Consider the following 26,183-nt stretch of genomic DNA (forward strand, 5'->3'; position numbering starts at 1 on the left):
AATTATTTTGAATAGGTGATAATATGCCAGCAATAACGTTTGAGCAAGAATTTATATTAAATGAACATCGAATATACACGTCTAAGCCGCTTCGAACTCTTTTTACATTAGAGCGACTAAGTAAGGAATTTTTCCAGGATGATTTTTCAAAGTTGATGCAGGGGATTACCGAAGCAAAAAACCAAGTAGCAGCTGTTTCCCATTTTGCTAAAAGATACGGTATGTTTTTTGCCAATCAATTTTACATGCTGGCTGCTTACGACATGGTTTGGGATGGCAAGCACACAGAGCTTCATTTCGATGTTACAAAGGAATATGGTGCATATACTATAGCTATGTTCATCAATCCAAATGATTTTCGTTACGTGAAGGAAGAAGAGAGAGAAGAGGTCATCCGAAAGATTTTAAGTAAGCAAGGATATGAAATAGTACAGCAGTTAAGAAATACAACAAGTATTTCACCGCTAATCATTTGGGAAAGCTTTTTCGTTCATCTTGTTAATCAGTATGAGAAGCTCTTAGAAGATCCTTCTACCGCTGGTCAAGCTATGGATGATATTGAAATACTCGAGAACCCAGAGGTGTGGAAATTATTCTCCACTAAATCTCTATTCTACGAATACACTCAAGGTAGAAATCCAGCAGTATTAGTAAATCAGCCTATTCGTAGAAGCTGTTGTATGTCTATGGATTTACCAGGTCAAGGAGCATGCGGCTACTGTCCTAAAACAAATAAATAAATTACATTCTATCCCAAAATAGAGCCCTGCCACAAAGGCAGGGCTTGTTCTATGGAGAAATCTTTTTGTGACTGATCCACCAATCTATATGGTCTAAATTAAAGGCTATAATGTCTCCGATTGGTCTAAGATGTGGTATTTCTTTATTTAGCATAAGCTGATGGATTTGTTCTTCTGTTAGTGGATAGCCAACAGAATCTAGATATGTCATTAATTTTTTTACTCCATAGACTCTTCTCAACTAATCACCTCCCACCAAAAGCTCTTACCTTCAAAGAAAGAAATCTTAGTGAGACGTATTAATCGATAGATTTGTTAAATATATACCCCATAAAACTAAAGATAATCCTATAATTATCGAACAACAGTTTGCTAAAAATTTAAAATATTATTAAAAATGAAATCATACATTTGATATAATTCTAATAAAGCTCCTAGAAGATATGTGAGCAACAAATTTCAGTATACAGGAAGATTGATAAGTAATGAAAAGAGTAGATGTAGTCTATGGCTTGATTGCCGATGCAAATGAGGAGAATTTTTTAATGGTCCGGAACACTGGGGCTAGCTGGACACTTCCTGGAGGTGCGGTGGAGAATGGAGAAACATTGGAGCAGGCTATTGTAAGAGAGGTCCAAGAAGAAACAGGGTTAATGACAGAGGTAGAGAGAGTAATAGCACTTAATGAAGCATTTTTTCAACATAAGAACAGTCATGTATTGTTTGTGACATTCAAGATGAAAATTATTGCTGGTGAATGTTGCATAATAAATCCAGAAGAAATTGAAGAATTAAGATGGATGGATAAGCAAACTGTAGATAACAAGATGCCCTATCATCCTGGAGGTATTAACAGCTTGTTAAAATCAGCAGCGCCATATATATATCAAAAAAATTAGGAGGATATGATATTGTTTAATTTGTTTAAAAATGAAAATACAAAAGATACTAATTTGAATGAAAGGGATTTTATTAATGAGGAGGACGGCTTAGGAGTGGGCATACTCATCCACTATACTCCGATTGCCGTTTATATGTATTTATCTACTGATATATTAATAGAAAATGGTGATACCTTGTATGATTCCAAGCATAGAGAAATCATTGTCCAAGGTAACAGTGTGTCTATTACATTAAACGATAAAAGTGAAATCCCAGAAATTATCGATTTATATGGTTTAAATAATAATAATTTGCCTTTAATCACAATTGATGTCACATTGTCCTATTAGAGGATGCGTAAATGATGAAAAGAAAGTACGGTAATCGTTCGGATTGGTCTAGAATTTTAAAGAGACAATATATTTTTAAAGATACTTTTTCAGAGCAATTTACTGGAGGAATCTCTCTTTTACATTTAGTTGAGATTGGAGAACCTTTATGGGTGAATTATGACTCTCAGAAGATTTGTATTGTAGACGATGGATATATGTGGCTTCAACAATATCCAAATGAAGAAAATTATACGGTAACAACGATGTTTAATCATAACGGAGAAGTAGTTCAATGGTATATAGATATTTGCTATAAACACGGAGTGGACTATAACGGACCATGGTGGGATGACTTATTTTTAGATATCATTGTCCTCCCATCAGGAGATTATTACCTTATAGACGAAGATGAGCTTGAAGAGGCTTTACTTAAAGGACAAATAAATTACCAACAGTATAACCATGCAAAACAGACAGCTGATAAAATTATGGGTGAACTAAAAGAAAATAAATTTGATATATTAAAACAGTCGAATGCTCATAAGAACCTATTGCTAGAGCTTCTAGAGTAAAGTGAGGATAAACATGAGAAAAGTTGAAGTCATTGAATATTCAAAGGATTGGGCTTTACTCTTTGAGCAAGAATCAAAGACGTTAAATGAGATTTTCAAGGAAGAGTTACTTGAAATACATCATATAGGAAGTACTTCAGTAGAAGGACTCTCAGCAAAGCCAATTATAGATATGATGCCGGTAGTACGTGATATTGAGAAGATCGATTTATTCAATCAACAAATGATTCAGCAAGGGTATACACCAAAAGGAGAAAATGGTTTACCTGGTCGACGTTACTTTCAAAAGGGGGAAAATAATCGAACACATCATATACATATTTATGAACAAGGGAATCCAGAAATAGAGAGACATCTTGTCTTTCGAGATTATTTAAAGGTACACCCCGTGGATTTAAATAGATATGGAGAACTAAAGAGCAAACTTGCTAAACTGTTTCCCTTTGATATTGAGAGCTATATTAATGGAAAAGATAAGATTGTTCAAGAAATAGAGGAAAACGCTCAGCGCTGGAAAAAAAGGATACAACTAAATTTTCATAGACCCTTTGGTGTCTATGGTATATGCGTGCAGGAAAAGAAGCTCCTAGTCATTGAAAAGAATAGTGGGCCTTATATCAACCGCTATGATCTTCCAGGGGGAAATTTAGAACCTAGGGAATCACTTAAAGAGGCAGTCCAGAGAGAATTTTTAGAGGAAACGGGGTTATTAATAGATGTACTTGAACAGATAGGAACTGCTGATTTTATGATTCATACAGATTGGAGAGAAGGTACGGCCGTACATCATATTGCAGTTTTTTATTTAGTAGAGCAAACAGGGGGTTCCATAACAAAGCCTCTTCTTTTTGAAGGTCAAGACTCTTTAGGGGCTGTTTGGATTGCTGAAGAGGAAGCAACTAAGGAAAATTCATCTCCTTTAGTACTAAAAGCTTTTGAATGGCTGCGTACAAAAAAGTTTTCTATAGAAGCTACTTATTATGAACAATGGCAAGTAAAGAAAAACTAGTGTGAAAGAGAGGATTCCTATTATGGACAATACTTTTATTAGAGCGTTAGATTTAAAATTCCCTATCATTCAAGCGCCAATGGCTGGTGGGGCGACAACCTCTGCTTTAGTAAGCGCTGTCTCCAATCAAGGAGCACTCGGCATGATTGGCGCAGGGTATTTAAAACCAGATGATTTACGCCATCAGATAAAACAAGTGAAATCAGAAACTAACGCAAGTTTCGGAGTAAATTTGTTTGTGCCTGAACATTATGAGATTAAAGAAGAACAGATAGAAAAATCAAAACGACTAATAGAGACCTATGAGCTTCTTTTAAATCAACAGGTTGGAGAGCCTTCTCTACCTAATCGAGAAACTGAAATGTGTATCTACGAAGAGTTAATACAGGTTGTCTTGGATGAGAACGTACCTGTCTGCTCCTTTACCTTTGGGATACCATCTAAAGAAACTATACAAACATTTAAACGTCAAGGAGTTTTTACGATTGGTACTGCTACTAATGTATCTGAAGCAATAGCCGTTGAAAGTTTAGGAATGGATGCGGTAGTTGTTCAGGGGAGTGAGGCAGGGGGCCATCGAGGGAATTTCCTATGCGATTCCAACGAAAGCATGATTGGTTTAATAGCTCTTGTTCCTCAAGTGGTAGACCAAGTAGACATTCCAGTTATTGCTGCAGGTGGAATAATGGACGGTAGAGGGCTATCTTCCGCGCTCTGTTTAGGAGCAGAGGCAGTACAAATGGGGACTGCATTCTTAACCTGTAAAGAAAGTGGGGCACATCCAGTACATCAACAAGCAATACTTCTAGCAAAAAGTGAGGACATAGTAACCACGAAGGCATTTTCAGGTAAGGATGCTAGAGGAATTGAAAATCAGTTTATGAAGGAAATGAAAGAGCACGAAGCAGTTCTTCCTCCATTTCCTGTACAAAATGCTCTTACACAAAATTTAAGAAAATTAGCCTCTCAACAAAAAAATCCAGAGTTCATGTCTCTTTGGTCTGGACAAGGCCCAACATTAGCGAGAGAAGAAACAGTTGAACAGCTTATTAACCGTGTTGCAAATGAGGCGGCTTTAATATTAGATAGGATTAGGCTTTAAAAGAGCTCAGAAAAAAGGAGGTTCATAGTAATCCCATGAACCTCCCCAGATAATACAATATTGTATTTAAAAGCACTGCACATTACGAATCTAATGTAATATGGTTTCCTTATTCGGTCTATATTCATAAACAGGCTCTTCCTGCTGGGTATCATCGAACCATTTTAGTCCCAGATATGTAAAACCAGCTCGTTCTAAAATTTTGAGGGATCCTGCGTTTTCTATACTAGCAGAAGCAGACACAATAAGAACATTTGGATGATTCCTTACGATGTCCATACAAGCAGCTACCGCTTCAGTTGCATATCCTTTCCCCCAAGATTTCTTATTAAAATGATAGATTAATTCTACTTCTTCTATTTTATCCTCGACGTTGAAGCCAGCTGCTCCAATAATCTCTCCCGAGCTTTTTTCCATCACAGCATAAACAGACAAATTTTTCTCTTCATGACATTCGCGATAAAACTCTATAGTTCTAGGTAATGCTTCATGGGAAGATGCTCCTCCACATGATTTCATCACGTCGTTGTCTCCCCAAAACAGCTTAGCTGAATCCAAAAATCTTTCTTCGAATACTACAAGGCATAATCTTTCTGTTTCACCTACTATGTTCATTCATTTCCCCTCCACACGTTAAAATTTTCTTTTTTGAACAAGTTTCATGGCTTTTTGTGTATTTGCAAAATGCCATTTTGTAATAGATTTAAGGAATTCCTCTCCATGTTTAAAATAAATTTTTGCAGCTGTTTCGTCCACTTTTGCACTAGCTCCTTTTGGAATAGTGGTATGTGCTATTTCCGTAAGACGGTCCATTTCCTTCAAGAAAGCATATCTTGCTATAATGGAAGCTGCAGCGACTGAAACGTGTAATTGCTCTGCCTTTGTCGAAAACAAAACATTTTCACGTATGATTTCCTTCTCCATTTTGATATGGTTGTAATAAATACCACGCTCTGCAAACTGATCAATTAATATGTAAGCGGGCTTTTCTGGCTCTATTTTATTTAAAACATGCTTTAAGGCTTGGTTATGCATCATTGCTTTAATTTTACCCTGGGACCAGCCTCGACCTTGAATTTCGTTATACTTTTCATTTTTTAATACGAGCACACTATGGGACAATGTTTTCATCAGGTCTGGGGCAATTCGACGCATCAGCTCATCTGTTAGCATTTTGGAATCCTTAACTCCCAGTTCTCTCACAAGTTCTACTTGATGTGCAGGTACATAGCAGGCTGCTACAGTAATGGGACCAAAATAATCTCCAGTGCCTGTTTCATCAGAACCGATCACGGATAATGTGGTGAAGTTTTCCGGGAGAATGTCACCTTTTGACGAACTGCTCTTTATAGGATTTGCTGGAGAAATGTTTCCGCTCCAAAGAGCTGCCTCTCTAGAAGCACCGTTTCCTTGAAACATTACCTTTCCTGATTTATAAATGGTGATGGCTGTATCTACAAGCTTAGCAGCGAAAACTACCCCTGGTGCAGAGCGTTCGATTTTGAATTTTAAGTAATGTGCCTTCACTTTTTCTATTTCGTTAGCTGGCAATAATAAAACTTCATTTGACATTCATATTGTTCCTTTCTTCACAACGTAATCTATTTCGTGTTATTATTATACATAGGATTTTCTGGGGGAGGGTATGTCTTTGTCAGAACAAGAGAAAACAAGGATTTCTGTCGATATTTATGGACAGAATTATAAAATGGCAGGAACTGAAACATCTGGTCATATGAGACTCGTTGCCTCCATCGTAGATGATAAAATGAGAGAAATACACTCTCATAATAGACAGCTAGATATCGCAAAATTAGCAGTGCTTACCGCTGTTAATGCAGTAAACGATTACATAAAAGTAAAAGAACAGCTAGAACTTCTAGAAGAAGAATTGAAAAGGCTAAAGGACTGAAAAAATGTTAGATTTAATTATCCTGATTTTATTAATTGCCGGCTTTGTAACTGGCGCTAGACGTGGGTTGATCGTTCAACTTATTCATATGACGGGCTTCATCGTTGCCCTCATCGTCGCCTATATCTATTATAAACCACTGGCAGACAAATTTGTTCTGTGGATACCATTTCCTGCAGTAACCTCAGATTCATCATTAACAATTGCAGTAGAAACATTGGACCTAGACCAAACGTTTTACCGGATTATCGCGTTTACTTTAATTTTTATGGTTGTTAAGTTTGGCTTACAATTAATAGCCTCCATGTTTGATTTTTTAAAGTATTTGCCTATACTAGGCTTTGTGAGTAATGTTGCAGGAGCAATTCTAGGATTTATAGAGTTTTATTTCATCATATTCGTCCTTTTATATGTTTTTGCGCTATTGCCAATTGAATTTATACAAAATATTACATCAGGTTCATTCTTAACTTCATGGATGCTTGAACATACGCCAATCCTATCTGAGATGGTTAAAAACTGGTGGTATATTTATTTAGAAAAGTAATATCTAGTATCTAAGAAGAACTTCTCTCAGTAGAGGGAAGTTTTTTTAAATAGAGGAGGTCTACTCATGGACAAAAAGACAATTATTAAAACGTTAGAAAAAATTGCGTTATATATGGAACTCCAAGGAGAAAATCCTTTTAAGGTGTCTGCTTTTCGTAAGGCTGCCCAAGTTTTAGAGTTAGACGAACGTAGCTTATCTGAGATGGACAATATTACTTCTCTGAAGGGGATTGGAGCAGCAACAGGGGCAGTGATCAACGATTTAATCGAAACTGGTGAGTCCTCTTTGCTTAAGGAAATGCAAGAATCTGTGCCAGGCGGACTTTTACCTATGTTAAAGATTCCAGGTCTTGGAGGAAAGAAAATCGCCAAGCTTTATAAAGAATTAGGTGTAGATTCGATTGAGTCCTTAAAGATTGCATGTGAGGAAGGTAAGGTTAAAGGACTAGCGGGATTTGGAGCTAAAACAGAAGAAAAAATATTAGCACAGCTAGAAGTCTTTCAAACAAAACCTGAGAGAACCGCTATTTGGCAGCTTGAGCCTATTGTTGCTTTTATCGAAGGTATTTTAGCAAGCATGGATACTGTTGTTAAGTATTCTGTTGCAGGTTCCTATCGAAGAGTAAAGGAATCTAGTAAGGATATCGACTTTATCGTAGCAACGACTTTACCACTAAAGGTTAGAGAGGAATTGCTAGAGAAGCTCCCCCTACTAAAAGTGATTGCAGCAGGAGACACCAAGGTATCTGTGACCTTAGATGTAGAAAATGAGGTAGATGTTGATTTTAGGCTGGTGGAGCCCCATCAATACGCTTCCGCATTGCACCATTTTACCGGTTCTAAGGACCACAATATTAAAATGAGACAAATTGCCAAAGAAAAGGGTCTGAAAATAAGTGAATACGGGGTAGAGCAGGAAGATGGCTCCGTTCAGTCCTTTGAATCTGAGAAAGAATTCTATGCATACTTTGATTTACCTTTTATCCCGCCTACAATTCGAGAGGATGGAACAGAGCTAAACAAGCTAGAAATGATTCCTAGCCTTGTAACGTTAGAGGATATAAAGGGAGATTTTCATATGCACACTACGTGGTCAGATGGAGCTCACTCTATTGAAGAAATGGTAGAGGCATGTAGAGAAAAAGGATACTCTCATATTGTAATTACTGACCACTCAAATTATTTAAAAGTAGCAAACGGCCTTTCTAGGGAGAGACTGTTACAACAAATAGAAGCAATACATGTCATGAATGAAAAATATAGTGATATAGAAATTTTCGCAGGTACAGAGATGGATATACTCCCAGATGGCTCTCTAGATTTTGATGATGAATTGCTTGAGCAGTTAGACTTTGTTATTGCTTCCATCCATTCAAGCTTTAGTCAATCACAGGACAAGATTATGGCAAGGCTGAGAACAGCAATTGAAAATCCACATGTTCATATGATTGCTCATCCTACGGGGAGAATTATTGGTAGCCGTACTGGCTACGATCCGGATGTGCCGACTTTAATAGAGTGGGCAAGTGAATTCGGAAAGATATTAGAGCTAAATGCTAATCCGCATCGCTTGGATTTAGAAACAGTCTATTTAAAAATGGCGCAGGAAAAAGGTGTGCCAATTGCCATTAACACGGATGCGCATCATTTAGATCAACTAAGATATATGGATGTAGGCGTCAAATATGCACAAAAAGCATGGCTTCACAAAGAGAATATTGTTAATACATGGACATTAGATAAATTTAAACAATACTTGAAGAAATAATTAGGAGGTGCCTCGGTGATAGCTGAAAGAGCACTGAAAACTTTAGAATATTATAAAATCAGGGAAGAAGTAGGAAAATATTGTACTTCTTCTATTGGAAAATCTCATATTGAAAAATTAGTCCCTTCTGTAGATTATGAGGAAGTATCTATACTATTAGAGGAAATGGATGAGGGTCTCACAATTCTTCGCTTGAGAGGGAACGTTCCTATGGGAGGGATTGTAGATATCCGTCCCCATGCGAAACGTGCTCAAATTGGTGGGATGCTGAGTCCAATGGAACTTATGGAAACTGCAAGCACTATTAGAGCAAGTAAAATTCTTCGAAACTTTTTAGAAAATGTGGCAGAAACAGAATCTGTAGAGATTCCTCATTTTCTTTCAAAAAAGGATTCGTTACCAATTTTGACAGCTTTAGAGCATGAGATAAACGACTGCATTGATGAAAACGGCAGCGTACTAGATAGTGCGAGTAGTACATTACGTTCCATTCGTCAGCAACTGAGAATTCAGGTTAGTCGTGTCCGTGAGAAGCTAGAGAGCTACACACGTGGCGCTAATGCAGCAAAAATGCTATCTGATTCTATTATAACGATTAGAAACGACCGATATGTGATTCCGGTTAAATCGGAATATCGCAGCCATTACGGAGGCATTGTTCACGATCAATCTTCTTCTGGTCAAACTCTTTTCGTTGAACCTTCAGCTGTAGTCCAGATCAATAACGACATTCGAGCTTTAAAGGTGAAGGAACAGGAAGAAATTGAACGCATTCTTATACGTTTGACAGGTGAGGTTGAGGTTGTAGGGCATGAGATTTTCCTTTTAGTTAACATACTTGGAGAAATCGATGTCATTTTAGCAAAGGCTAAATATGGACAGGCAGAAAAATGTACTATGCCCCAAATCAACAACGATGGTTATATACGCTTAGTAAAAGCGAGACACCCTCTTATTCCAGTAGATCAAGCAGTTCCAAATACGATTGAATTCGGAAGAGAAATTACAGCGATAGTGATAACAGGTCCGAATACGGGCGGGAAAACCGTTACTTTGAAAACAGTTGGCCTTTGTACTCTAATGGCTCAAAGTGGAATACCGATTCCAGCGCTGGACGGGTCAGAGGTTGCTCTGTTTGAATCTGTGTTTGCAGATATCGGAGACGAGCAATCTATCGAGCAAAGCTTAAGTACGTTCTCCTCTCATATGGTTAATATTGTGGATATTTTGAAGAAATATAACGATAAATCGTTAATCTTGTTTGACGAGCTTGGAGCAGGAACGGATCCTCAAGAGGGGGCAGCCCTAGCAATATCTATTCTTGATGCTGTCCACGGAACGGGTGCACGTGTCATGGCAACTACCCACTACCCTGAGCTAAAGGCATATGGTTATAACCGACCTGGTGTAGCCAATGCCAGTGTGGAGTTTGACATTGAAACACTAAGCCCGACCTATAAGCTTTTAATTGGTGTACCTGGACGAAGCAATGCGTTTGAAATTTCCGAGCGCTTAGGTCTACCAAACCATATAATTTCACAGGCTCAAACCTTTACTGGAACGGATCGAGGAGAGGTAAACTCCATGATAGCCTCATTAGAGGATAGCCGTAGGCAAGCAGAGCGAGATGCAGAAGAAACTGAGGTCGAGTTAGAAAAAGCTAAGCGCCTAAAAGACGACCTCGAGCAAAAGTTGGCTGAGTACGACGAGAAAAAAGAAAAACTAGAGCAAAAAGCAAAGGAAAAAGCGAGAAAGATTGTGGAAGAAGCAAGAAGAGAAGCGGATGAAATCATCAGTGAGCTACGAAAAATGCAGTCAAATACGCATAAGCTTGTGAAAGAGCATGAGCTAATAGATGCTAAAAAACGTTTAGATGAAGCCCTTCCGAACAATCCAGTTTTGAAGAAGCAGAAAAAATTGAATGAACAGGCAAAAGAATTAAAGTCGGGCGATGAGGTGAAGGTACTAAGCTTTGGCCAAAAAGGTACCTTACTTGAAAAAGTATCGAAAACTGAATGGTCCGTTCAGATCGGAATGCTCAAGATGAAGTTAGACGAGGCAGACTTAGAATATATTAAACCCGAAAAGCAGAAACAATCAGTATCAGTTAATGCTGTTAGAGGGAGAGATTCACATGTAAAGCTTGAGCTAGACCTACGTGGAGAGCGATACGAGGATGCTATACTTCGAACTGAAAAATATATAGATGATGCTATTTTGGCTAATTATCCACGAGTTTCTATTATCCACGGGAAAGGTACAGGCGTCCTAAGACAGGCGATACAACAGTACTTGAAAAATCATTCTCGAGTGAAAAGTTATCGATTTGGTGAAGCGGGCGAAGGTGGCCATGGAGTAACTGTAGTTGAACTAAAATAACATGGATGGAAGGAAAGAGATACAGATTTTGTGTACTTCTGTCATCTCTTTATTTACGATACTTATTCAAATAAATATATATTATGTTGAAACTTTTCAACTACCCATCCGTATAGAAAGAAAAGTTTGAGAGGGGCTATATCATGCTGCTAGGTAGTTTTTGGTCAAATCCATTAGTAGAATCTGCAGGTTATTTTAGTGTCGTTGTTTTATGTTTAATTGTTTCCATGGTTTTGTTTGAAATAGTGACCAAATATAAAAACTGGCAGGAAATTAAAAATGGAAATGTTGCAGTGGCATTAGCTACTGGTGGGAAAATATTTGGTGTGTGTAATATTTTTAAATACTCCATTGAAGAGCATAATTCCCTTTTTGAGATGATAGGCTGGGGATTATATGGCTTTGCATTACTAATTGTAGCTTATTGGCTTTTCGAGTTTTTAACTCCAAGTTTTAATGTCGATAAAGAAATAGAAAATGATAATCGCTCTGTTGGATTTATCTCGTTAATTATTTCCGTTGGATTATCATTTGTAATTGGTGCGAGTATTTAATTAGGAGAGATAAAGATGGAAAAATTGTCGAAAATATTGATTGTAGTTGGAATATTTTTTCTAGCAATCGGCATACTATATATAGTAAAAAATTCATAGAACTAATTTAAACTCTAAACGAGGCTGTAATAATGCGTGTGTAATTCAAATTAATGAATTAGCGGATTATTGCGGTCTCTTTTTTTAGGAAAAGAAAGTAAATGCTTTCTTTTCCAATTATTTATCTAACTGCTACTGCCTTGTCCTGCGTGGTCAAATGGATAAAAGCTATGATAATTGTGTAACCGCTTTCTCGCTTTCTCCCTTTTGCATGTCAGGGCAGGCACAAGCGCTAATATTTTTCTTGTTTTATGAATTGAATTGTCATTCATTTTTATCTATAATAAAAAATAGGAATATTCACTCTATTAAAATCGTACAAAGGGGGCAAACAAATGATTGAAAAACCATGGCTTTCTCACTATCCGCCGGAAGTTCCACACACACTTGACTATGAATCTATTCCCGTCCAAGAGTATCTTACGAGAGCGTACAAGAAATTTCCAACGAAGATAGCTATACATTTCATGGGGAGAGATGTAACTTACAAAGAGCTATATGAATCATCAATGAAGTTTGCGAATTATTTGCAGTCATTAGGTCTGCAAAGTGGCGAAAGAGTAGCAATCATGCTACCGAACTGTCCACAAGGGGTTATAGGTTATTACGGGATTCTGTATGCTGGAGGTATTGTCGTTCAAACAAATCCTCTATACACCGAACGTGAGGTAGCTTATCAATTAAAGGATTCAGGAGCTAAAATTATTTTGGCTATGGACATTCTTTACCCTCGAATAACTAAGGTTATTAAAGAAACAAATTTGGAAAACTTAATTATTACAGGGATTAAGGATTACTTACCTTTTCCTAAAAACCTCATTTATCCTTTTATTCAGAAGAAGCAATATGGATTTAGTGTAAAAGTAGAGCATCGGGGGATGAACCATCTTTTTACTGAAATTATGAAGGTTGGAAAGATGGATTCGATTTCTTTACCATTTGATTTTAATGAAGATATAGCTCTTCTACAATACACAGGGGGTACGACTGGCTTCCCTAAAGGAGTTATGCTCACACATAAAAATTTGATTGCAAACGCTTCGATGTGCCGTGCTTGGCTGCATGAATGTCGTGAAGGTGAAGAGTCAATTTTAGGAATTTTACCTTTCTTTCACGTGTATGGAATGACTACTGTTATGATTTTCTCTGTTATGCAAGGAAATCGTATGGTATTATTACCTAAGTTTGATGTAGAAACTGCTTTAAAAACAATTGATAAACAAAAACCTACATTGTTTCCTGGTGCACCAACTATGTATATAGGGATTTTAAATCATCCAGATGTAAAAAAATATGATTTATCCTCTATCGTAGCTTGTTTAAGTGGCTCGGCACCTCTACCAGCAGAAGTTCAGGAAAAATTTGAAAAAGTTACGGGTGGAAGACTGGTAGAAGGCTATGGCTTAACTGAAACTTCTCCAGTAACACATGCTAATTTAATCTATAGTGCAGATCGAGTAAAAGGTTCCATCGGTGTTCCTTGGCCTGATACGGAAGCAACTATTTTTGGACCAGAATCCACGGACCCATTAACTTATGGTGAAATAGGAGAAATCGCTGTAAAGGGACCACAAGTAATGAAAGGCTATTGGAATCGTCAAGAGGATACTGATATGACGATGAGAGATGGTTGGTTGCTAACAGGTGATTTAGGGTACATGGATGAAAACGGTTTCTTTTATATTGTAGACCGTAAAAAAGATCTTATTATTGCTGGTGGTTATAATATTTATCCTCGTGATGTGGAGGAGGTTCTTTACGAACATCCTGCAGTACAGGAATGTGTAGTTGCGGGTGTACCTGATCCATATCGTGGCGAGACTGTAAAAGCCTATATAGTTGTAAAAGAGGGAATGACTGCAACTGAGGAAGAGCTTAATACACATTGTCGCGAAAATCTCGCATCATTTAAAGTTCCAAGGATTTATGAATTTAGAAAAGAGCTTCCAAAAACAGCTATCGGAAAAATATTAAGAAGAAACCTGATAGACGAAGAAAGAGAAAAATTGAAGCAGGTGGCAGTACAGAGTTAATTGTTTATTGACAATATAAAAAATTGAATATAAAATAAAAATATGAATGAATCATCATTCATATTTTTATTTTTTGGTGGTGAATTCATTGAAGAAAGACAAACCTAAGTATAAGCAAATTATTGACGCTGCAATCATTGTTATAGCAGAGAATGGATACCATCAGTCTCAGGTTTCTAAAATAGCTAAACAAGCTGGTGTGGCAGATGGAACAATCTATTTGTACTTCAAAAACAAGGAAGATATTTTAATATCGGTTTTTGAAGAAAAAATGGAAGTTTTTGCGGATAACTTGAAGGAAATTTTAAAAGAGAATATCAGTGCTTCTGATAAGTTGTATAAAATGATCGAAAATCATTTTAAGGTGCTTGCTAGTAATAGGCATCTAGCAACTGTAACTCAATTGGAGCTACGTCAATCTAACCTAGCGTTACGTTTGCGAATAAATGCTATCTTAAAAAATTATTTGACATTACTCGACACTATCTTAAAAGAAGGTATTGAAAACGAGGAATTCGAAAATTCTGTAGATATTCGCTTAGCAAGACAAATGGTTTTTGGTACAATTGATGAGACGACTACTTCCTGGGTGATGAATGAGTATAAATATGACTTAGTCGGACTAACAGAAAAAGTACATCGTCTATTACTAAAAGGTATAACAACCTAAAAGGGATGTGGGTAGATGGAGTTTTTGTCATGGAATGTCGAAAATCATGTAGCAACCGTTACACTGAATCGTCCTCCTGCAAATGCATTAGCTAGGGGTGTTATTTTAGAGGTTAATAGCTTGCTAGATGAGGTGGAGCACGATGAAAATGTTCGTGTTATCCTTCTCAAAGGGGAAGGTCGATTCTTTTCTGCAGGAGCAGACATTAAAGAATTTACCACTGTGACTTCTGGAGAGGAGTTCTCGAAGCTAGCTTCTAGCGGACAAACTATATTCGAAAGAGTCGAAACATTTCCAAAACCGGTGATTGCAGCCATTCATGGTGCAGCACTTGGTGGGGGACTTGAGTTGGCCATGAGCTGTCATATTCGATTGGTCGCTGAAAATGCTAAACTTGGTTTGCCAGAGCTACAGTTAGGTTTAATACCTGGCTTCGCTGGTACCCAACGCCTTCCACGATATGTAGGGTTTGCTAAGGCGGCAGAAATGCTACTAACAAGTGAACCAATCAGTGGAAAGGATGCGGCAGCATTTGGGCTAGCTAATCATGCTTACCCAGAGGAAGAATTGTTTGAAAAAGCAGGGGAGCTAGCAAACAAAATTGCTACGAAAAGCCCTGTTGCCGTGAAGGCTGCTTTGGAAATGCTTCAATTTGTGAAGACTTCATCTTATCATGAAGGGGTAAAAGCAGAAGCAAACGCTTTTGGAACAGTATTTGTTTCAGAGGATGCCAAAGAAGGTATTTCAGCATTTATTGAAAAAAGACAGCCTGTCTTTAAAGGTAAATAACAATATTGGGAGGACTTCAACATGAATATTTATGTTCTAGTTAAACGCACGTTCGATACAGAGGAGAAAATTGTTGTAAGTGGTGGAAAAATTCAAGAGGATGGTGCTGAGTTCATCATCAACCCATACGATGAGTATGCAATCGAGGAAGCTATCCAAGTTCGCGACGCACACGGTGGTGAAGTTACAGTCATTACAATGGGTGGCGAGGATGCTGAAAAGCAACTACGTACAGCTTTAGCAATGGGTGCTGACAAAGCAGTTCTGATCAATACAGAAGATGATGTTGAAGAAATGGACCAATTCACAGCGGCTCATATAATTTCCGAATACTTAAAAGACAAGGATGTAGATTTAATCTTAGCTGGAAACGTTGCGATCGATGGCGGTTCAGGTCAAGTTGGACCACGCGTTGCAGAATTATTAGGTATAAACTATGTAACTACTATTACTAACCTAGAAATCGATGGAACAACTGCTACGATCAAACGTGACGTTGAAGGGGACACAGAAATTTTAGAAGCATCTTTACCTCTTTTAGTTACTGCACAGCAAGGTTTAAACGAGCCACGCTATCCTTCTTTACCGGGAATAATGAAGGCTAAGAAAAAACCTTTAGAAGAACTAGAATTAGATGACCTTGATATTGATGAAGATGACATAGAGGCAAAAACAGAAACAATAGAAATTTACTTACCTCCTAAAAAGGAAGCTGGAAAAGTTTTAGAGGGAGAACTAGCTGATCAAGTAAAAGAGTTAGTGAGCCTACTTCATTCAGAAGCGAAAGTAGTATAACTTTTACGGTTAAGTTTCTAGTAATCTATGAACTATCTTGTTAAGTAAAGAGGGTTCGAATCATTTATTAAATGGGAGGAACAAATCATGTCTAAAAAAGTATTAGTTTTAGGGGAAGCACGTGAAGGTGCACTTCGTAATGTATCATATGAATCAATCGCTGCAGCAAAGCAAATTTCTGACGGTGGGGAAGTAGTAGCAGTATTACTAGGAGATGCAGTTCAAGATTTAGCTGCTGAGCTAGGAAAATACGGTGCAGACCGTGTGATTACTGTAGAACATCCACACTTGAAACAATATACTTCTGATGGCTATGGTCAAGCTTTTATGGCTGTAATCGATCAAGAAAACCCAGAAGCAATTGTATTTGGTCATACAGCTCTTGGAAAAGATCTATCTCCTAAAATCGCTAGTAAATTACAAATCGGTCTAATTTCCGATGTAACAGCTATCGAAGGAGAAGGGGAAGATGCAGTATATATTCGTCCAATCTATTCTGGTAAAGCCTTTGAAAAAGTTAAAGTTAAAGAAGGTATTAAGTTCATCACAATTCGTCCAAACAACATCGCACCACTTGTAAAAGACGATAGCAAATCTTGTGACGTTTCTTCTCTATCAGTTGACGTCACAAACCTACGCACAATCATTAAAGAAGTAGTACGTAAATCTACGGAAGGCGTAGACTTATCAGAGGCGAAGGTTGTAATTGCGGGTGGACGTGGAGTGAAGAGTGAGGAAGGATTTGCACCATTAAAAGAGCTTGCGAACGTGTTAGGTGGAGCAGTTGGAGCTTCTCGTGGAGCTTGTGATGCTGACTACTGTGATTATTCACTACAAATCGGCCAAACTGGTAAGGTTGTAACTCCTGACCTTTATATCGCGGCTGGTATTTCTGGAGCAATTCAGCATTTAGCAGGTATGTCTAACTCTAAAATTATTGTGGCGATTAACAAGGATCCAGAAGCTAATATCTTTAAAGTCGCTGATTATGGTATTGTCGGAGACTTGTTTGAAGTTATCCCGATGCTAACAGAAGAATTCAAAAAACTTAAAGTGAATGCATAAAAAATGCTCGGCTCTTTAAGGGCCGAGTTTTTGTGTGAATAAATGAAATTTACGTGTGTAAGCTAAATTGTAGATGAAGCATTTTTTGTCTGCTATAATCTATTTAGAGTTAATAAAGGAGGAATTATATATGGCAATTGTTCATGGAACAGATCAAACCTTCTCACAAGAAGTTGAAAAAGGATTAGTATTAGTAGATTTTTGGGCAACATGGTGCGGACCTTGTAAAATGATTGCTCCAGTTCTAGAAGAAATGGATGCTGAAATGAGCGAGAAAGTTAAAATCGTTAAAGTTGACGTAGATGAGAACCAAGCGACTGCAAGTCAATTCGGTATCATGTCAATCCCAACATTAGTGTTATTTAAAGATGGTCAGCCAGTAGACAAAGCTGTTGGTTTCCAACCAAAAGAAGCACTAGTTCAATTCGTTGAGAAAAACGCATAATAATAAAAACCGGGTCCTCTAAGGCGCCCGGTTTTTTTAAACAGGTGATGAGATGAACGAACTAATTCAACAGAAATGTGCAATCCTACCAGATCAACCGGGCTGTTATTTGATGAAGGATCGGCAAGGCACTATTATATATGTAGGAAAAGCAAAAGTATTAAAAAATCGTGTAAGATCTTATTTTACCGGTTCACATGATGGAAAAACTCAAAGATTAGTACAAGAGATAGTGGACTTTGAATATATCGTTACATCGTCTGAGCTAGAGGCATTGATTTTGGAGCTCCATTTGATCAAAAAGCATGATCCAAAATACAATATCATGCTCAAGGACGATAAGACGTACCCATATATAAAAATTACAGGGGAAAAGAACCCAAAGCTAATTATTACAAGACAAGTAAAAAAGGACAAAGGGAAATATTTTGGACCCTATCCAAACTCCCATTCTGCCCATGAAACGAAAAAGCTGCTAGATAGACTATATCCATTAAGAAAGTGTCAAAAGCTACCTAGTCAAGTTTGTCTTTACTATCATATTGGTCAATGCTTAGCTCCATGTGTAAAGGAAATTGATGAACCAACATACACAGAAATAATTCACGAAATCTCTAGTTTCCTTAATGGCGGACATGGTAAGGTCAAGAAAGAACTGACTGAAAAAATGAACGCTGCAGCGGAACAGCTTGAGTTTGAACGAGCTAAAGAATACCGCGATCAAATTGCCCACATTGATCAAGTTATGGAAAAACAAAAAATGACGATGAATGATTTCACGAACCGTGATATTTTTGGATATTCAGTAGACAAAGGGTGGATGTGCGTCCAAGTCTTTTTTGTGCGTCAAGGTAAACTGATAGAAAGAGATGTGTCTCTATTCCCGATGTATCGTGACCCGGAGGAAGAGTTTCTTACGTTTCTAGGCCAGTTTTATGCCAAACCTGAACACATCAAGCCAAAGGAAATATTCGTCCCAAATACTACCGATTTGGATTTGGCGTCTGAGCTGCTGCAAATGAAGGTCATTATTCCACAAAAGGGAGCAAAAAAGAACTTAGTAGATCTGGCTCAAAAAAATGCTTCAATTGCACTGAAAGAAAAATTTCACTTAATCGAACGTCAAGAGGAGCGGACAATTGGGGCTGTAGAGGAATTAGGTCAGTTGATGGGAATTAGCATGCCAAGCAGAATCGAAGCATTTGATAATTCACATATCCATGGGACAGATGCAGTTTCAGCCATGGTAGTTTTTGTTGATGGCAGAGCATATAAAAAAGATTATCGTAAATATAAAACTAGAACAGCAGCCAAGCATGATGACTACGGAGCGATGCGCGAGGTTGTTCGAAGAAGATACACAAGAGTCCTAAAAGAAAGACTGCCACTTCCTGACCTTATCATTATTGATGGTGGTAAAGGACAAATCGAGGCTGCTCGCGAAATTATTGAGGATGAATTGGGCTTAGATATACCTATTGCAGGACTAGCCAAGGATACGAAACACCAAACTTCTTCTTTGCTGTATGGTGATCCCTTAATGATTATACCTATGAAGCGGACTAGCGAGGCATTCTATTTATTACAAAGGATTCAAGATGAGGTCCATCGTTTTGCTATCACATTCCATCGTCAACAAAGAGGGAAGCATACGATTGCTTCTTCATTAGATGGAATAGAAGGAATCGGACCAAAGCGAAAAAAACTACTACTCAAGCATTTTGGCTCCGTTAAACGAATGCAAGCTGCATCTAGGGAAGAGTTAATCGAATCTGGGCTTCCTAGTAAATTGGCAGATAATCTAATCGCTCATTTTCAGAAAAATTTATTGTCTTCTGAATAATCTTATGTTATCTTTAAAACAATTTAATATTCACTATTCAAACAGTGAAGATAGAGGTGCGAATTGCAATAGTACTAATCAAGAGGATGAAAGATCCATTGAGGGATTAGGAAAGGGTTGTTCGCCGAAATATAGAAGAGCTTTTCCTTTTCTATGTTGGTTCTGTATTTAAGAGATGCAGGATTGTCAGAATATATATTCTGGAGGGCTATCTCACATGGGCAATTGTTTTTTGACCGTGTATGAGAAGAGTTAGCTTTCCGCAATCTTGTGGAAAGCTTTTTTTATTGTATCCCGACAGAGACAAAAGGGGAGATAGGTTAATGAGTAAAATTGTTATGAAATTTGGCGGAACTTCTGTAGGCACTCTCGACAAAATAACGAATGTCGCAAAAAGGATTCAAAATGAAAAAGAAAAAGGCCACGATATTGTAGTAGTTGTTTCTGCAATGGGTAAAACAACTGATGATTTAAATTTGTTGGCAAGTAAAATCACCGATAGTCCTGTAAAAAGAGAGATGGATATGTTGTTGTCAACAGGGGAACAAGTGACGATGTCCTTGCTTGCAATACAATTGAACTCACTTGGTGTGGAAGCCCTATCTCTCACAGGTTGGCAAGCAGGCATCCAAACAGACGATGTACATAGAAATGCGAAGATCAGTCAACTAGATGGCAACAAGATAAATGAATTTCTTGAAGGAAACAAAGTAGTAATTGTTGCAGGATTTCAAGGGATTTCTTTGACGGGGGAAATCACTACCTTAGGAAGAGGAGGATCAGATACTACTGCCGTTGCTGTTGCAGCTGCGATAGATGCAGAAATATGTGATATTTACACAGACGTAGATGGGATCTATACTTCAGATCCTCGTTATGTACTAGATGCTAGAAAACTAGAGCAGTTGGAATATGATGAGATGTTAGAGTTAGCCAATTTAGGCGCTGGAGTGTTGCACCCCCGAGCAGTGGAGTTTGCTAAAAATTATAAAATACCACTTAGAGTACGATCAAGCTATGAAGAAACAGAAGGAACAATTTTAAAGGAGGAAGTAGATGTGGAAAATAATTTAGTAGTACGTGGGGTAGCGTTTGAATCAGATATAGTACGTTTGACTATAGAGTATGAAGTGCCTTTTAATGGTTCGCTAGCTTCCATTTTCACTACACTTGCTAATAATAATATAGACGTTGACATTATTGTCCAATCAATCGTTGAGGGAATGAAGCCTACAGTTTCGTTCTCTATCAAAAAGGAATCACTCTCAGAAGCAATTGAGGTTTTAGAAACAAATAAAAAAACTTTAGGTTTTACTTTTGCTGATTTTGAGGTTGGCCTAGCTAAAGTATCGATAGTAGGATCAGGAATGGTATCTAATCCAGGTGTTGCGGCCCAAATGTTTGACCGTCTTAGTAAGGAGAACATACCTGTCAAAATGGTAAGCACCTCAGAGATTAAAGTTTCTGTAGTAGTACCTCAGGGGAATATGATCCAAGCTGCTAATGCCCTGCATAATGAATTTGAATTGGCTATCAGCCGATAATTCTATATTTAAAGAGGATTGTCGTTTTACCTACAATCCTCTTTTTTGTATACATGCTGTTTTATCGCGAACTCTTTAAATCCCATTTTATATGAAAAGTGACCATTCCAGTTTTTTTGACAAGCTCATCATAGCACTCGGTCTCATAGCCGCCGATTTTTTGCTGCTGCTCCGCAAGAAAACCTGCCTCTAGTCTATGACTTCTGTTAATCCCACTTTGAGGCAAATTAAAGGTTTCTAATATGTAATGAGCCGAATCCTTCGAAGTTTTTTCTAATTCAAGCTTTCCCCAACCAGCTTCTTGGAAGAAAGAGATGGCTTCTTCCATTGAATAGAGAGGAAATTTACGAGCGAGGTCTTTACCTGCCCAGTATAAAATATCTTTTTCATGTTTTCCGAGAATAGAAGCAAGCACGTGATCTCTTATTATTTCGTATCCAAAGGAAGTTACATGTGAATGTTCTTTTTCATTCAAGTAGCAACCCTTCTTTCTAAAAGAAAATGTAAATAAAAAACTATGAATCTATTTTAACATAAAATTTTTCTCGGGGATGGAATACTTTGTGAAAAGTTAATCTAATCATTATAGGGAAATGTGTCTGAAAGATGAATAAAATAAAGAAACATACCTTGACGCTCCAAAATGATGAGAGTACAATGGATATGTCATAAATTCGTAACAAGAAGGTGTGAACATGTGATGATTTATTGTTCTATTACAATAATTTAATCATCGCTAATTGGAAATCTGAGGGGGGTTACTGTTTTGTCGAAAGATCGCGAATTTTACATGCGTCGATTACATTCTTTACTAGGGATTATTCCAGTCGGATTATTTTTGACGCAACATTTAGTAGTTAACCATTTTGCTACAAGAGGAGAAGAGGCTTTTAACAAAGCTACTCATTTTATGGAAAGCCTTCCATTTGTGCTGTTGCTGGAAATTTTCGTAATTTATATTCCTTTATTATTCCATGCATTTTATGGTATCTATATTGCATTTACTGTTAAGTATAATCCAAATAGATATGGCACATTAAGAAACTGGTTATTTATTTTACAACGATTCACAGGTATTTTCCTAGTGGTGTTTATTGCATGGCACATTTTTGAAACACGTTTCCAAAAAGCAATTGGTGCAAAAGAAGTTAACTTCAATATGATGAATGAAATCTTATCGAATCCTTGGATGTTAGCGTTTTATATTGTTGGGGTAGTTTCAGCTACATTCCACTTAGCTAACGGTATTTGGTCATTCCTTATAAGCTGGGGAATTACACAATCACCAAAATCTCAAAGAATTTCAACTTATGTAACATTAGTAATCTTCTTAGCGTTATCTGTAGTTGGTGTACAAGCACTTTTAGCATTCGTATAAGACCCTTCTACACCTAAGCTACTATAAATTTAAGGAGTGAAATAGCATGGCAAAAAGTAAACTTATTGTTGTCGGCGGTGGATTAGCTGGCTTAATGGCAACAATGAAAGCTGCTGAAGAAGGCACACAAGTAGATCTATTCTCATTAGTTCCTGTTAAACGCTCACACTCTGTTTGTGCTCAAGGCGGTATTAACGGAGCTGTAAATACAAAAGGTGAAGGTGATTCACCTGCAGTGCATTTAGATGATACTGTATATGGTGGAGACTTTTTAGCAAACCAACCCCCAGTTAAGGCAATGGCTGATGCCGCTCCAGGAATCATCCATTTATTTGACCGTATGGGTGTTATGTTCAACCGTACTCCAGAGGGCTTATTGGACTTCCGTCGTTTTGGAGGAACTTTAATGCACCGTACAGCATTTGCTGGTGCAACAACTGGTCAACAATTACTTTATGCGCTTGATGAGCAAGTTCGTCGTTATGAAGTAGAAGGATTAGTAACGAAGTACGAAGGATGGGAATTCCTGGGTATTATAAAAGACCATGAAGGTACTTGTCGCGGTATTAAAGCGCAAAACCTTAACTCATCTGAAATCCGTGCTTTCCGTGGAGATGCAGTAATCATGGCAACAGGTGGACCTGGGATCATCTTCGGCAAAACAACTAACTCTATTATTAATACAGGCTCTGCAGCAAGTATCGTATATCAACAAGGAGCTTACTATGCAAACGGGGAATTCATTCAAATTCACCCAACTGCAATCCCTGGAGATGATAAACTACGTCTGATGTCAGAATCAGCTCGTGGTGAGGGTGGACGTATTTGGACATACAAAGACGGCAAACCATGGTACTTCCTAGAAGAGAAATATCCTGCATATGGTAACCTAGTACCACGTGATATTGCGACTCGTGAAATCTTTGATGTTTGTGTAAACCAAAAATTAGGTATTAATGGTGAAAACATGGTTTATCTAGATCTTTCACATAAGGACCCACATGAATTAGACGTTAAACTTGGTGGAATTATTGAAATCTATGAGAAATTTACTGGGGACGATCCTCGTAAAGTTCCTATGAAAATTTTCCCAGCAGTTCACTATTCAATGGGTGGATTATGGGTAGATTACGATCAAATGACTAACATTCCTGGTCTATTCGCTGCTGGTGAATGTGACTATTCTCAACATGGAGCTAACCGTTTAGGAGCTAACTCATTACTTTCTGCTGTATTTGGTGGAAGCGTAGCTGGCCCTAATGCAGTTAAATACATGAAAGGCCTTGCAACTCATGCAGAAGACTTGGATGCTTCAATTTATGAAAATGAAGTAAAACTTGAGCAAGAGAAGTGGGATCAAACACTAGCTATGAAAGGTACAGAAAACGCTTACCTAATTCATAAAGAACTAGGCGAGTGGATGACCGATAACGTAACAGTAGTACGTTATAATGACAAGCTAGAAGAAACTGATAAGAAAATCCAAGAGTTAATGGAAAGATACGAAAATATTAACATGGATGATACGCAACGTTGGTCTAACCAAGGTGCCTCATTTACGCGTCAATTGAAAAATATGTTATACTTAGCACGTGTTATCACGTTAGGAGCACTTCAACGTAATGAAAGCCGTGGAGCACATTACAAACCTGATTTCCCAGAACGTAATGACGAAGAATTCATGAAAACTACTATGGCTAAGTTTGATCCAGCTACAGGGGCTCCAATCATTCATTATGAAGAAATTGATGTATCACTTGTTGCTCCTCGTAAACGTGATTACTCATCAACGAAAGGAGCAAACTAATTATGGTGACGGCAACTGAAACCAAAAAAGTTCAAATAGAAGTATACCGTCAAGATACTCCTGAATCTGATCCCTACTGGGAAAAATTCGAAGTTAATTGGCGTCCAAATATGAACGTAATTTCCGCTTTAATGGAAATTCGTCAAAGACCAGTGAACACAGATGGTAAAGCTACTACTCCAGTAACTTGGGACATGAACTGCTTAGAGGAAGTTTGTGGAGCATGTTCTATGGTTATTAACGGTCGTCCACGTCAATCTTGTTCAACACTTATTGACCAATTGACTCAACCGATCAAATTAGCACCTATGAGTACTTTCCCTGTTGTACGTGACCTTCAAGTAGATAGAAGCCGCATGTTCGATGCTTTGAAAAAAGTAAAAGCATGGGTTCCAATTGATGGTTCTTATGACCTTGGAGAGGGTCCACGTATGCCTGAACGTAAACGTCAATGGGCTTACGAATTATCTAAGTGTATGACTTGTGGTGTATGTTTAGAGGCTTGTCCAAACGTAAATGATAATGCTTCATTTATCGGGCCAGCACCACTATCACAAGTTCGTTTGTTCAATGCTCATCCAACTGGAGCTATGAATAAGGACGAGCGTTTGAATGCAATTATGGGAGACGGAGGCCTTGCAAACTGTGGTAACGCACAAAACTGTGTTGTTGCTTGTCCAAAAGGTATTCCACTTACAACTTCTATTGCTGCATTGAACCGTGATACTACAGTTCAAATGTTCAAAAACTTCTTCGGAAGCGACAATATGGTTGACTAATATAGATAGAAAAAGCCTAGAATTTAAGATTCTAGGCTTTTTCTTATGGGGAAAATCTTAGATTACCGTGAGTAATGAGCGGAGAGTTGTTTATGACCGTTCGGCGTAGGTTTATGACCGGATAGAAAAGTTTATGACCGTTCAACGTAGGTTTATGACCGGATAGAAAAATTTATGACCGTTCGCGAAATTTTATAACCGGATAGAACTATTTATGATTGGAGTCGCTAAATAGCTGTAACATTTTAAAATTTTACTTCTAAGCATTAGTTAGATTTTTAATTTTCTGATATAATTAAATGAATGGCTATTCATTTAATGGATATAGGCTAACTATTTTATAAAGGGGATTATAAGATGAGAGCAGCATACATAGAAAACTTAGAAGCATGGGAAAAGGAATTTTCATTTTACTCAGAGGTGAGTGTACGTTTTTCAGAAACGGATATGTACGGACATTTAAATAACACGGTTACCTTTGCATACTTCGAATACGCGCGTATTGAATACTTCAAAAATATAATGCTTATGAATGACTGGCTAAATCCTAAAGGCGATAAGATCCCAGTTGTAGCCGATTTACAATGCGATTACCAGAAGCAAGTCTTTTTTGATGAGAAGCTTCGGATCTATGTAAAAGCTAATTCCGTTGGGGGATCATCAGTTGATATCCATTACATGGCAAAGAATGTAAAAGGGGAAATCGTATTCACAGGTAGAGGCTCTATCGTCCAAATTGATAAAAGAACTGGAAAAGCTGCAAAATGGACGGAAGAGGAAAGAGAAGTTTTTCAAAAGAGTATCAGCTAGCCGTCACCTACCATCCCCTTGCTACATACGTTAGTAGGAGAGTGGATAGGGGGCTATGGCATTGTACGATGGTAATCAGCAACGATCAATATTGACGAGCAGAGAGCGTCAAATATTTCAGTTATTAGTAGAAGATAATTCTACAAAAGACATTTCAATTCAGCTGTCTATTAGTGAAAAAACAGTTCGCAACCATATATCTAATACGATACAAAAATTAGGTGTATCAGGTAGATCACAAGCAATTGTTGAACTATTAAGACTTGGAGAATTATCATTGAATTGATTTGAATCCTTGCCATTTTCCTCAGAACAAGTCACAATAAT

Annotated in this window: 28 protein-coding genes, 1 pseudogene and 1 riboswitch; of the genes and pseudogenes, 25 read left to right on the top strand and 4 right to left on the bottom strand. The window is 37.7% G+C overall.

What is annotated here, in order from left to right:
* Positions 1–23 precede the first annotated feature (23 nt).
* On the top strand, positions 24–740 hold the full coding sequence (locus H9650_RS05740; RefSeq protein ID WP_144535496.1) for a Fe-S oxidoreductase: 717 nt from the start codon (positions 24–26) through the stop codon (positions 738–740).
* Positions 741–789: 49 nt separating this feature from the next.
* On the opposite strand, the gene H9650_RS05745 is transcribed toward H9650_RS05740, so the two are convergent.
* Positions 790–981: a hypothetical protein gene (locus H9650_RS05745; RefSeq protein ID WP_144535498.1), complete on the bottom strand. Its 192-nt coding sequence runs from the start codon at positions 979–981 to the stop codon at positions 790–792.
* Positions 982–1,225: 244 nt separating this feature from the next.
* Here H9650_RS05745 and H9650_RS05750 point away from each other — a divergent pair, with 244 nt between their 5' ends.
* The 6 genes and pseudogenes from H9650_RS05750 (at position 1,226) to H9650_RS05770 (ending at position 4,637) form a co-directional block, all read left to right on the top strand.
* The gene (locus H9650_RS05750; RefSeq protein WP_144535500.1) at positions 1,226–1,639 is read left to right on the top strand and encodes an NUDIX hydrolase; all 414 of its coding nucleotides are present in this window, start codon (positions 1,226–1,228) and stop codon (positions 1,637–1,639) included.
* Positions 1,640–1,651: 12 nt separating this feature from the next.
* Positions 1,652–1,972, top strand: coding sequence for a hypothetical protein (locus H9650_RS05755; protein ID WP_144535502.1), 321 nt, complete (start codon positions 1,652–1,654; stop codon positions 1,970–1,972).
* Between the two features lie 11 nt (positions 1,973–1,983).
* Entirely contained in the window at positions 1,984–2,526 is a 543-nt protein-coding gene (locus H9650_RS05760; protein ID WP_144535504.1) for a DUF402 domain-containing protein, read from the top strand.
* Between the two features lie 13 nt (positions 2,527–2,539).
* Positions 2,540–3,013 (top strand): annotated as a pseudogene (locus H9650_RS20400) (GrpB family protein); the annotation flags it as partial.
* A 36-nt stretch (positions 3,014–3,049) separates the two neighbouring features.
* Entirely contained in the window at positions 3,050–3,535 is a 486-nt protein-coding gene (locus tag H9650_RS20405; protein WP_229654119.1) for an NUDIX hydrolase, read from the top strand.
* Positions 3,536–3,557: 22 nt separating this feature from the next.
* A complete protein-coding gene (locus H9650_RS05770) occupies positions 3,558–4,637 on the top strand; it encodes an NAD(P)H-dependent flavin oxidoreductase (RefSeq protein ID WP_144535508.1) in 1,080 nt (359 codons plus the stop codon).
* Positions 4,638–4,727: 90 nt separating this feature from the next.
* On the opposite strand, the gene H9650_RS05775 is transcribed toward H9650_RS05770, so the two are convergent.
* Entirely contained in the window at positions 4,728–5,252 is a 525-nt protein-coding gene (locus tag H9650_RS05775; RefSeq protein WP_144535510.1) for a GNAT family N-acetyltransferase, read from the bottom strand.
* Between the two features lie 18 nt (positions 5,253–5,270).
* Entirely contained in the window at positions 5,271–6,209 is a 939-nt protein-coding gene (gene rnhC / locus H9650_RS05780) for a ribonuclease HIII (protein WP_191696789.1), read from the bottom strand.
* A 79-nt stretch (positions 6,210–6,288) separates the two neighbouring features.
* Between rnhC and zapA the strand changes: the two genes are divergently transcribed.
* From zapA to H9650_RS05845, 13 genes are all read left to right on the top strand, one after another.
* Positions 6,289–6,549 (top strand): cell division protein ZapA, encoded by a 261-nt coding sequence (gene zapA / locus H9650_RS05785; RefSeq protein WP_144535514.1) that lies wholly within the window; start codon positions 6,289–6,291, stop codon positions 6,547–6,549.
* Positions 6,550–6,553: 4 nt separating this feature from the next.
* Positions 6,554–7,096 carry a CvpA family protein gene (locus H9650_RS05790; protein ID WP_144535516.1) on the top strand — a complete coding sequence of 181 codons (543 nt, stop codon included), beginning with the start codon at positions 6,554–6,556 and terminating at the stop codon, positions 7,094–7,096.
* Between the two features lie 66 nt (positions 7,097–7,162).
* Positions 7,163–8,866 (top strand): DNA polymerase/3'-5' exonuclease PolX, encoded by a 1,704-nt coding sequence (polX, locus tag H9650_RS05795; RefSeq protein ID WP_144535518.1) that lies wholly within the window; start codon positions 7,163–7,165, stop codon positions 8,864–8,866.
* Between the two features lie 15 nt (positions 8,867–8,881).
* A complete protein-coding gene (locus H9650_RS05800) occupies positions 8,882–11,245 on the top strand; it encodes an endonuclease MutS2 (RefSeq protein WP_151113589.1) in 2,364 nt (787 codons plus the stop codon).
* A 143-nt stretch (positions 11,246–11,388) separates the two neighbouring features.
* A complete protein-coding gene (locus H9650_RS05805) occupies positions 11,389–11,799 on the top strand; it encodes a DUF350 domain-containing protein (RefSeq protein WP_144535521.1) in 411 nt (136 codons plus the stop codon).
* A 434-nt stretch (positions 11,800–12,233) separates the two neighbouring features.
* Positions 12,234–13,931 (top strand): AMP-binding protein, encoded by a 1,698-nt coding sequence (locus tag H9650_RS05810; RefSeq protein ID WP_144535523.1) that lies wholly within the window; start codon positions 12,234–12,236, stop codon positions 13,929–13,931.
* A gap of 88 nt (positions 13,932–14,019) precedes the next feature.
* On the top strand, positions 14,020–14,601 hold the full coding sequence (locus tag H9650_RS05815; protein ID WP_144535525.1) for a TetR/AcrR family transcriptional regulator: 582 nt from the start codon (positions 14,020–14,022) through the stop codon (positions 14,599–14,601).
* A 15-nt stretch (positions 14,602–14,616) separates the two neighbouring features.
* Positions 14,617–15,390, top strand: coding sequence for an enoyl-CoA hydratase (locus H9650_RS05820; protein WP_144535527.1), 774 nt, complete (start codon positions 14,617–14,619; stop codon positions 15,388–15,390).
* Between the two features lie 21 nt (positions 15,391–15,411).
* On the top strand, positions 15,412–16,185 hold the full coding sequence (locus H9650_RS05825) for an electron transfer flavoprotein subunit beta/FixA family protein (protein ID WP_144535529.1): 774 nt from the start codon (positions 15,412–15,414) through the stop codon (positions 16,183–16,185).
* An 87-nt stretch (positions 16,186–16,272) separates the two neighbouring features.
* A complete protein-coding gene (locus H9650_RS05830) occupies positions 16,273–17,250 on the top strand; it encodes an electron transfer flavoprotein subunit alpha/FixB family protein (RefSeq protein WP_144535531.1) in 978 nt (325 codons plus the stop codon).
* 130 nt (positions 17,251–17,380) lie between these two features.
* The gene (trxA, locus tag H9650_RS05835) at positions 17,381–17,695 is read left to right on the top strand and encodes a thioredoxin (RefSeq protein WP_144535532.1); all 315 of its coding nucleotides are present in this window, start codon (positions 17,381–17,383) and stop codon (positions 17,693–17,695) included.
* Positions 17,696–17,747: 52 nt separating this feature from the next.
* Entirely contained in the window at positions 17,748–19,538 is a 1,791-nt protein-coding gene (uvrC, locus tag H9650_RS05840; RefSeq protein ID WP_144535534.1) for an excinuclease ABC subunit UvrC, read from the top strand.
* 43 nt (positions 19,539–19,581) lie between these two features.
* Positions 19,582–19,757: riboswitch (Lysine riboswitch) on the top strand.
* Positions 19,758–19,861: 104 nt separating this feature from the next.
* On the top strand, positions 19,862–21,082 hold the full coding sequence (locus H9650_RS05845) for an aspartate kinase (RefSeq protein WP_144535536.1): 1,221 nt from the start codon (positions 19,862–19,864) through the stop codon (positions 21,080–21,082).
* A 61-nt stretch (positions 21,083–21,143) separates the two neighbouring features.
* Here the strand turns inward: H9650_RS05845 and H9650_RS05850 are convergent, their stop codons facing one another.
* The gene (locus H9650_RS05850; RefSeq protein WP_191696790.1) at positions 21,144–21,557 is read right to left on the bottom strand and encodes a YslB family protein; all 414 of its coding nucleotides are present in this window, start codon (positions 21,555–21,557) and stop codon (positions 21,144–21,146) included.
* Positions 21,558–21,848: 291 nt separating this feature from the next.
* On the opposite strand from H9650_RS05850, the gene H9650_RS05855 reads away from it, so the two are divergent.
* From H9650_RS05855 to H9650_RS05875, 5 genes are all read left to right on the top strand, one after another.
* Positions 21,849–22,460, top strand: coding sequence for a succinate dehydrogenase cytochrome b558 subunit (locus tag H9650_RS05855; protein ID WP_151113595.1), 612 nt, complete (start codon positions 21,849–21,851; stop codon positions 22,458–22,460).
* A gap of 46 nt (positions 22,461–22,506) precedes the next feature.
* Complete coding sequence (gene sdhA / locus H9650_RS05860) at positions 22,507–24,267, top strand: succinate dehydrogenase flavoprotein subunit (protein ID WP_144535540.1); 1,761 nt, start codon at positions 22,507–22,509, stop codon at positions 24,265–24,267.
* 2 nt (positions 24,268–24,269) lie between these two features.
* The gene (gene sdhB / locus H9650_RS05865; protein ID WP_186318036.1) at positions 24,270–25,046 is read left to right on the top strand and encodes a succinate dehydrogenase iron-sulfur subunit; all 777 of its coding nucleotides are present in this window, start codon (positions 24,270–24,272) and stop codon (positions 25,044–25,046) included.
* Positions 25,047–25,403: 357 nt separating this feature from the next.
* Positions 25,404–25,856: an acyl-CoA thioesterase gene (locus H9650_RS05870; protein WP_154310487.1), complete on the top strand. Its 453-nt coding sequence runs from the start codon at positions 25,404–25,406 to the stop codon at positions 25,854–25,856.
* 61 nt (positions 25,857–25,917) lie between these two features.
* A complete protein-coding gene (locus H9650_RS05875; RefSeq protein WP_225215939.1) occupies positions 25,918–26,142 on the top strand; it encodes a helix-turn-helix domain-containing protein in 225 nt (74 codons plus the stop codon).
* Positions 26,143–26,183 lie beyond the last annotated feature (41 nt).

It is taken from the genome of Psychrobacillus faecigallinarum (assembly GCF_014836595.1).
Lineage (GTDB): Bacteria > Bacillota > Bacilli > Bacillales_A > Planococcaceae > Psychrobacillus > Psychrobacillus faecigallinarum.

Excerpts from the sequence above, each read along its gene's own strand:
- H9650_RS05775 (WP_144535510.1), bottom strand. The coding sequence starts at position 5,252 with ATGAACATAGTAGGTGAAACAGAAAGATTATGCCTTGTAGTATTCGAA.
- H9650_RS05820 (WP_144535527.1), top strand. The coding sequence starts at position 14,617 with ATGGAGTTTTTGTCATGGAATGTCGAAAATCATGTAGCAACCGTTACA.
- uvrC (WP_144535534.1), top strand. The coding sequence starts at position 17,748 with ATGAACGAACTAATTCAACAGAAATGTGCAATCCTACCAGATCAACCG.
- H9650_RS05750 (WP_144535500.1), top strand. The coding sequence starts at position 1,226 with ATGAAAAGAGTAGATGTAGTCTATGGCTTGATTGCCGATGCAAATGAG.
- H9650_RS05740 (WP_144535496.1), top strand. The coding sequence starts at position 24 with ATGCCAGCAATAACGTTTGAGCAAGAATTTATATTAAATGAACATCGA.
- H9650_RS05810 (WP_144535523.1), top strand. The coding sequence starts at position 12,234 with ATGATTGAAAAACCATGGCTTTCTCACTATCCGCCGGAAGTTCCACAC.
- H9650_RS05805 (WP_144535521.1), top strand. The coding sequence starts at position 11,389 with ATGCTGCTAGGTAGTTTTTGGTCAAATCCATTAGTAGAATCTGCAGGT.
- H9650_RS05760 (WP_144535504.1), top strand. The coding sequence starts at position 1,984 with ATGATGAAAAGAAAGTACGGTAATCGTTCGGATTGGTCTAGAATTTTA.
- H9650_RS05825 (WP_144535529.1), top strand. The coding sequence starts at position 15,412 with ATGAATATTTATGTTCTAGTTAAACGCACGTTCGATACAGAGGAGAAA.
- H9650_RS05870 (WP_154310487.1), top strand. The coding sequence starts at position 25,404 with ATGAGAGCAGCATACATAGAAAACTTAGAAGCATGGGAAAAGGAATTT.
- polX (WP_144535518.1), top strand. The coding sequence starts at position 7,163 with ATGGACAAAAAGACAATTATTAAAACGTTAGAAAAAATTGCGTTATAT.
- H9650_RS05845 (WP_144535536.1), top strand. The coding sequence starts at position 19,862 with ATGAGTAAAATTGTTATGAAATTTGGCGGAACTTCTGTAGGCACTCTC.
- H9650_RS05770 (WP_144535508.1), top strand. The coding sequence starts at position 3,558 with ATGGACAATACTTTTATTAGAGCGTTAGATTTAAAATTCCCTATCATT.
- sdhB (WP_186318036.1), top strand. The coding sequence starts at position 24,270 with ATGGTGACGGCAACTGAAACCAAAAAAGTTCAAATAGAAGTATACCGT.
- trxA (WP_144535532.1), top strand. The coding sequence starts at position 17,381 with ATGGCAATTGTTCATGGAACAGATCAAACCTTCTCACAAGAAGTTGAA.
- H9650_RS05790 (WP_144535516.1), top strand. The coding sequence starts at position 6,554 with ATGTTAGATTTAATTATCCTGATTTTATTAATTGCCGGCTTTGTAACT.
- sdhA (WP_144535540.1), top strand. The coding sequence starts at position 22,507 with ATGGCAAAAAGTAAACTTATTGTTGTCGGCGGTGGATTAGCTGGCTTA.
- H9650_RS05830 (WP_144535531.1), top strand. The coding sequence starts at position 16,273 with ATGTCTAAAAAAGTATTAGTTTTAGGGGAAGCACGTGAAGGTGCACTT.
- rnhC (WP_191696789.1), bottom strand. The coding sequence starts at position 6,209 with ATGTCAAATGAAGTTTTATTATTGCCAGCTAACGAAATAGAAAAAGTG.